Here is a 6718-nt window from a genome sequence, read left to right as displayed (position 1 = left end):
CGCGCGGCAGCACGAGGCGTACGTCGAGGCCCTGCGGTCGGCGGGCTGGCAGGTGCGTGAGCTCCCGGCGGCCGACGACCTCCCGGACGCCGTGACCGCCTACTGCGGGTGGTACGTCACGGACGTGCTGGACCTGAAGCGGACGCACGGCGAGTGGTACGCCGTGCTGCGCGGCGGCACCCACCACCTGCGCACCCCGGTGACGAAGGGCCATGACCAGCCGTTCACGGTCCTGCCGGCGGGCGGCGGTCCGGTGGCGAGCGGTCCGGTGGCGAGCGGTCCGGTGGCGAGCGGTCCGGTGACGCTGGTCGGGCAGTTGTGCACGCCGAAGGACGTGTTCGCCCGGCAGGTGCCGGTCGACCGCCTCGCCGTCGGCGACGTCGTGGCATTCTCCCTCGCCGGCGCGTACGCCTGGAACATCTCCCACCACGACTTTCTCATGCACCCGAAACCTGGCTTCAGCTACATCGACTGTTGATCGCGACGGGAGATATCCTCGGGACATAGTGAGCCCCCCGAAATTCGACGGAGACTGTCGCGTAAGGGGGCAGAATGCACCAGGCCACGGCGTCGAACGGCCACCGGACGACAAGCCACAAGAAACAGTCGATATGCCTGTGCATGATCGTGAAAGACGAGGCGAAGGTCATCGAGCGCTGCCTTCGCTCCGTACACGACCTCGTCGACTACTGGGTCATCTCCGACACCGGGTCGACCGACGGGACGCAGGAGCTCATCCGGAAGACGCTCGAGGGGGTCCCCGGCGAGCTGCTCCAGGAGGACTGGGTCGACTTCGGGCACAACCGCACGCTGAACATCCAGCACGCGTTCGGCAAGGCCGACTATCTCCTCCTCATCGACGCCGACATGGTCGTACGGCGAGACGGCGACCTTCCGGAACTGACCGCCGATTCCTACATGTTGCGCCATTCCGGCGACCTGGAGTATCGCATCAAGCGACTCGTCAGGGGCGACATCAAGTGGCGTTATGTGGGCTCGACTCATGAATACCTGACCACCGACGATCGGGACCGCCCCGTCAACCTCGACGCCCTCATCATCGACCATTTCGCCGACGGCGGTTCGCGCGGCGACAAGTTCGAGCGCGACGCGCGCCTGCTCCGCGCGGAGCTCGACCGCGATCCCGGCAATTCCCGCGCGGTCTTCTATCTCGCGCAGACCATGCGCGACATGGGCGACGCGCGGGAGGCGCTCGACCTCTACGAGCGGCGGGCGGGGATGGGCGACTGGCCGGAGGAGGTCTACTACTCCCTGCTCCAGGCCGGGGTCCTCCGGGCCGAGAACGGCGACTGGCCCGGAGCCATGGACACCCTGACGCGGGCGTGGGAGTACCGGCCGCAACGGCTGGAGGCGTGTTACGAGCTGGCCTCGCGCCTCCGGGAGATGGGCCGCCACCAGGCCGCGTACGCCTTCGCCCGCGCCGGTCTGAACCGCCGCGAGCCCGACGACTGGCTGTTCGTCCAGCCGTGGGTCTACACCTGGGGACTGCTGTTCGAGTACTCCATCGCCGCGTACTGGGTCGGCGACCTCCGGGGCTCGCTGGAGGCCTGCGACCGGCTGCTGGCCATGCCCGACCTTCCCGACCCCTTCCGGAAGCAGACCCGGGCCAATCGCGAGTTCGCCGTCCGCGCCGTCGCGGAAGCGCGCGGCCGAGCCTAGCTATCGATCTGGACTTATATAAGCTGTCGCTGATATGTTCGCGGTGTGCACGCGTTCGATGTGCTCGGGGATCCCGTTCGCCGCAGGATCCTCGAGCTGCTCGCCGAAGGGGAGATGACGTCCGGCGCGGTCTGCGCCGTGGTCCGCGAGGAGTTCGGCATCTCCCAGCCGGCGGTCTCCCAGCACCTCAAGGTGCTGCGCGACTCCGGCTTCGCCACGGTGCGCCCGGACGGCACCCGGCGCCTCTACGCGGTCAACTCCGACCCCCTCCAGGAGGTCGACGCCTGGCTCGACCGGTTCCGGCGTTTCTGGGCGCCGCCCCTCGACGCACTGGCGACAGAACTCGCCCGCGGCAGGCGCGAGCGCCGCCGCCGGACCGAGGCCGAGCCCGACCCGGAAGAAGGGAACCCATGATCGACGTCACTCACCAGATCAACTCGGTCCGCCGGAAGGTCGGCAGCCGGATGATGGAGGCGGGCGAGGCGCGCACCGTCACCATCAGCCAGACCTACGCCGCCCCGATCGAGGACGTGTGGGACGCCTGCACCGACCCCGAGCGCATCCCCCGGTGGTTCCTCCCCGTCTCGGGCGATCTTCGCCTCGGCGGCCGGTACCAGCTCGAGGGAAACGCCGGCGGCACGATCGAGCACTGCGACCCGCCGAAGGCGTTCACGGCGACGTGGGAGTTCGCCGGGCAGGTCAGCTGGATCGAGGTCCGGCTGACCGCCGAGTCCGAGGACGGCACCCGCTTCGAACTCGAGCACATCGCGCACGTCGACGACCACTGGGACCAGTTCGGACCGGGCGCGGTGGGAGTCGGCTGGGACGGGGCCCTGCTGGGCCTGGCCGGACATCTCTCCGCCGATCCCGACGCCATCACTCCGGAGCAGGCCATGGCCTGGGCCGGGTCCGAGGAGGGCCGGCGGTTCATGACGCTCAGCAGCGAGTGCTGGTGCGAGGTGAACATCGCCGCGGGCGCCGACGAGACCTGGGCCCGCGCCGCGGCCGACCGGACGACGGCCGCCTACACCATCCCGCCGCAGCCCGCCGATTCCTGAGCGCCCGCCCTGGCCGCCGACGCCGTCATCGCGTCGGCGGCAGCGGAGTCGCCGCCGGTCGCAGCGATCGGCCCTGCTCGTGAAGTGCCGGAGAGTCCTGGACCACAGAGCGACGGAAAAATCGCATGCGGACGGCCGCCGAGAGCCCGCACAATCCGACGATGAAGGGACATCAGGTCGGATCAGAGATCATCGACTACTACTCGTCGGCCATCGACGAAGCCACGCGGCTGTCCTCCACGGGCCACGGCGAGCTGGAGTTGCTCCGAACGCAGGAACTACTCCGGAGGGAGTTGCCTCCGCCGCCCGCGTCGGTGCTCGACGTCGGCGGCGGCCCGGGGACGCACGCACGCTGGCTGGCCGCCGACGGCTACGAGGTTCACCTCGTGGACCCGGTGGAGCGGCATCTGTGCGAGGCCCGGACCGCGTGCGACTGCACCACCGAACTCGGCGACGCCCGTGCCCTCAGCGCCGAAGACGAGTCCTACGACGCCGTTCTCCTGCTCGGCCCGCTCTATCACCTGCAGGAGCGTACGGACCGGGTCCAGGCTCTTCGTGAGGCGCGGCGGGTCCTGCGCCCCGGCGCGCCCTTGGCGGTGGCGGCGATCAGCAGGCACGCGGAGCTCATCGACCTGGCGGCGGCCGGCCGCCTCACACCGGCCGCGACCCCGGTCATGCGGAAGGTCCTCGCCTCCGGCCGGCACAGCAGGGAGCACGGATTCACCACCGCCTACTTCCACAGCGTGCCCGAATTGCAGACGGAGGTGGCCGAGGCCGGTTTCACGGACGTTCGGGTCTACGGAGTCGAGGGGCCGACCTGGGCCGCGCTCAAGGGGATCGCGGTGCACACGGGCACCTCGCTGACCGGCTCACCACTCGTGGCATCCGCCCTCGTGGCGGCGCGGATCGCCGAGTCCGACCCGGCTCTCATCCCCGCCAGCTCACACCTCATGGCCTTCGCCCGAGCACCCGGCGCCTGAGGTTCGTCGGTTGTGAAAGCTTCACGACCCTCGTACGCGCTGACCTGCGCGAACTCTGGCCCGTCAGCCGACTCGGTTGACCCTCGGGGCCGCCGTCAACACGATGACCGGAACATGCACCTCGGGGATCCTCCGCCCCCTTCCGGTTCATCGACGCGGTAGCACACCGAAGTCCGCTGCGGAAAGGACGGGTCATGCGCGTTCACCCTTGGCGTGGCGGCCGCTGGAGAACGGCCATCGCCACGACGGCCGTCGCCTGCTCGGCCGTAACAGCCGGCCTGGTCACCGGAAACGCCCGGGCCGGCACGCTGTCCGGCACCCTCTATCGCGACCCGACCACGCAGGTCGTCCGCTGGGTCGAGGCCAACCCCAACGACGCCCGCACCCCCGTCATCCGCGACAAGATCGCCAGCCAGCCACAGGCCCACTGGCTGTCGGCGTTCAATCCGAGCACGGTGACATCCGAGGTCTCGGGTGTGGTCAACGCCGCGAACTCCGCGAACCAGATCCCCGTGCTCTCGGTGTACGAGATCCCCAACCGCGACTGCGGTGGCGCGAGCGCCGGTGGCGCCCCCGACTACACCCAGTACCAGCAGTGGATTTCGAACTTCGCCCCGGGGATCGGCAACCGGACGGTCATCGTGATCCTGGAGACCGACGCGCTCGCCCTGCAGACCTGTCTGAGCGGCTCTGACGTCGCGGCCCGCGACCAGGCGATCGCCCAGGCCATACAGAAGATCAAGAACGCCGATCCGAACGCCAAGGTGTATCTCGACGGCGGCCACTCGGCCTGGAACTCCGCCACCGAGCAGGGCAGCCGCCTGAAAGCCGCAGGCGTCCAGTACGCCGATGGCTTCTTCACCAACGTGTCGAACTTCCAGCCGCTGTCGAACGAGGCGGCGTACGGCCGGTCGATCATCTCCTACCTGCAGTCCCAGGGGATATCCGGGAAACACCAGATCATCGACACCAGCCGTAACGGCGGTGCCGTCGGCGCGCAGGGCGACTGGTGCGGCGACGACAACACCGACCACCGCATCGGCGCCTACCCGACCCTCGACACCGGCGACCAGAACGTCGACGGTTACCTGTGGGTGAAACCACCGGGTGAGGCCGACGGCTGCTCCTACCCGGCCGGGAACTTCGTCCCCGATCTCGCCTACAGCCTCGCCAACGGGGCTCCCAACCCGCCGAGCTCGCCCGGTCCGACGCCGACGCCGACGCCGACCCCGCCGACCGGTGGCCGCACCTGCACGGCGATCTACCAGACGATGAGCTCCTGGCAGGGCGGCTTCCAAGGTCAGATCTCCGTCACCGCCGGAACCTCGGCGATCAACGGCTGGAGACTGACCCTCTCGCTGCCGGCCGGTGTCTCGATCAGCCAGCTCTGGAACGGCACGCTCACCACCAGCGGATCCACCGCCACCATCACCAACCTGTCCTGGAACGGCACGCTCGCGCCGGGAGCCGCCGCCCAGGTCGGCTTCACCGCCACCGGTGGCGCCTCCTCCCTCACCCCCACCTGCACCGCGTCCTGAACGGTGGGCGGGCCCGACCATCCCGCATCGCAGGTCGGTGACGGTCGGGCCCGCACCGCGCGCTCAAGAACCGGGTGCGCGGCCGTACCAGCGGCTGCGTCAGGACTTCACAGCCGTGTTCCCACGATCCAATCCGGCCGTGCCGACAGGTGCCCACAGGCGATCGGCGTCACCGGCGGCGAGGCTTCCCCGATAAGTGTCGATCTTGTGGTCGATGAGCTTCAGGTTCTCCTGGATCTCCACCAGCTTGGCGAGCACGTCGGCGCGGTGGGCCTCCAGGAGGGCCAGCCGTTCCGCCTCGTTGCCCGGGCCGGCCGCGACCAGTTCGGCGTACCGGCGGATGCCCCTGATCGGCATGCCGGTGGCCCGCAGCTTCGTGCAGATCACGATCCACTTCAGGTCGAGCTCCCGGTACCGGCGACGGCCGCCGCTCGTGCGGTCGACCGGACTGACGACCAGGCCGGCGCGCTCGTAATACCGGAGGGTGTGCACGCTGACCCCGGTGCGACGGGCGGCCTCGGCGATGGTCACACCGCCGGCGGGCACGGCACCGACGCCCTTGCGGGGGCCGGCGGGCGCGGACACGGACTGCCTCTTGACTTCGAGCACGCTCTAAATCCTAACGTCGCTGCCATGTCTACTCCTGATTCGTCCCGAACCACCCCCACGATCTTGATCGTGGGGGCCGGACGCGGGCTGGGGCACGCCATTGCGGAGGAGTTCCTCAAGAGGGGCTGGAACGTCATCGGCACGGTCCGGCCCGGTACGCGAACCAAGCTCCATGAGCTGGCCGGGACCGCCAACGGCCGCGTGGAGATCGAGGCTTTGGACATCAACGAGCCGGCACAGATCGCGGCCCTGCGCGACCGCCTGGCGGGCAGGACGCTCGACATCCTGTTCGTCAACGCCGGAATCACCACGTCCGACGAGCACATCACGATCGGGGACGTGACGACCGAGGAGTTCATGAGCGTCATGCTCACGAACGCGCTCAGCCCGATGCGCGTCATCGAGTCACTACAGGACCTGGTCCCGGCCACCGGCCTCATCGGCGCGATGTCGTCCGGGCAGGGCAGCATCAGCAACAACGAGACCGGGAGGCGGGAGGTCTACCGTGGCAGCAAGGCGGCGCTGAACATGTTCATGCGAAGCTTCGCGGCCCGGCAGCCCGAGCCATCACGCACGATGCTGGTCATGGCGCCCGGATGGATCCGCACGGACCTCGGCGGCCCGGACGCCCCCTTCAGCATCGAGGAGACCATCCCCGACCTGGTCGACGTCATTCTCTCCCAGAAAGGGACTCCCGGCCTACGGTTCCTCGACCGCTTCGGCCGCACCGTCCCCTGGTAGTCCCGGCCGCCGGTCGGGCCGCATGAGCGCCGATCCGCTGCGCGCCGACCCAGCTGAGCCGTGCGCGTTCCCGGCCCGCGTGAGCTGGGCTACGGCAGGCTCAAGCTTCAGC

7 protein-coding genes and 1 pseudogene are annotated in these 6718 nt (G+C 69.5%); 7 read left to right on the top strand and 1 reads right to left on the bottom strand.

All coding sequences use genetic code 11. The annotated features are described in order from the left end of the window. The 6 genes and pseudogenes from AB0K82_RS30785 to AB0K82_RS30760 all read left to right on the top strand — a co-directional run. Nucleotides 1-478, top strand: a pseudogene (locus AB0K82_RS30785) (type III PLP-dependent enzyme); the annotation flags it as partial. A 143-nt stretch (nt 479-621) separates the two neighbouring features. After that, on the top strand, nt 622-1680 hold the full coding sequence (locus AB0K82_RS30780; protein ID WP_364403797.1) for a glycosyltransferase: 1059 nt from the start codon (nt 622-624) through the stop codon (nt 1678-1680). Between the two features lie 45 nt (nt 1681-1725). Next, nucleotides 1726-2094 carry a metalloregulator ArsR/SmtB family transcription factor gene (locus AB0K82_RS30775; RefSeq protein WP_364403795.1) on the top strand — a complete coding sequence of 123 codons (369 nt, stop codon included), beginning with the start codon at nt 1726-1728 and terminating at the stop codon, nt 2092-2094. Continuing rightward, nucleotides 2091-2738: an SRPBCC family protein gene (locus AB0K82_RS30770; RefSeq protein WP_364403793.1), complete on the top strand. Its 648-nt coding sequence runs from the start codon at nt 2091-2093 to the stop codon at nt 2736-2738. The genes AB0K82_RS30775 and AB0K82_RS30770 overlap by 4 nt, the downstream gene beginning before the upstream one ends. 161 nt (nt 2739-2899) lie before the next feature. Further along, entirely contained in the window at nt 2900-3718 is an 819-nt protein-coding gene (locus AB0K82_RS30765; RefSeq protein ID WP_364403791.1) for a methyltransferase domain-containing protein, read from the top strand. Between the two features lie 194 nt (nt 3719-3912). Beyond that, nucleotides 3913-5256, top strand: coding sequence for a glycoside hydrolase family 6 protein (locus AB0K82_RS30760; protein ID WP_364403789.1), 1344 nt, complete (start codon nt 3913-3915; stop codon nt 5254-5256). A gap of 99 nt (nt 5257-5355) precedes the next feature. Here AB0K82_RS30760 and AB0K82_RS30755 read toward each other — a convergent pair whose 3' ends face one another. Next, nucleotides 5356-5865, bottom strand: coding sequence for a MerR family transcriptional regulator (locus AB0K82_RS30755; RefSeq protein ID WP_364403787.1), 510 nt, complete (start codon nt 5863-5865; stop codon nt 5356-5358). 69 nt (nt 5866-5934) lie between these two features. Between AB0K82_RS30755 and AB0K82_RS30750 the strand changes: the two genes are divergently transcribed. Next, nucleotides 5935-6606 carry an SDR family oxidoreductase gene (locus tag AB0K82_RS30750; RefSeq protein ID WP_364403786.1) on the top strand — a complete coding sequence of 224 codons (672 nt, stop codon included), beginning with the start codon at nt 5935-5937 and terminating at the stop codon, nt 6604-6606. The last annotated feature ends 112 nt before the right edge of the window (nt 6607-6718 follow it).

The sequence above is a fragment of the Actinoallomurus sp. NPDC052274 genome, assembly GCF_040679475.1.
GTDB lineage: Bacteria > Actinomycetota > Actinomycetes > Streptosporangiales > Streptosporangiaceae > Actinoallomurus > Actinoallomurus liliacearum.
This window is presented reverse-complemented; position numbering and strand designations above follow the sequence as displayed.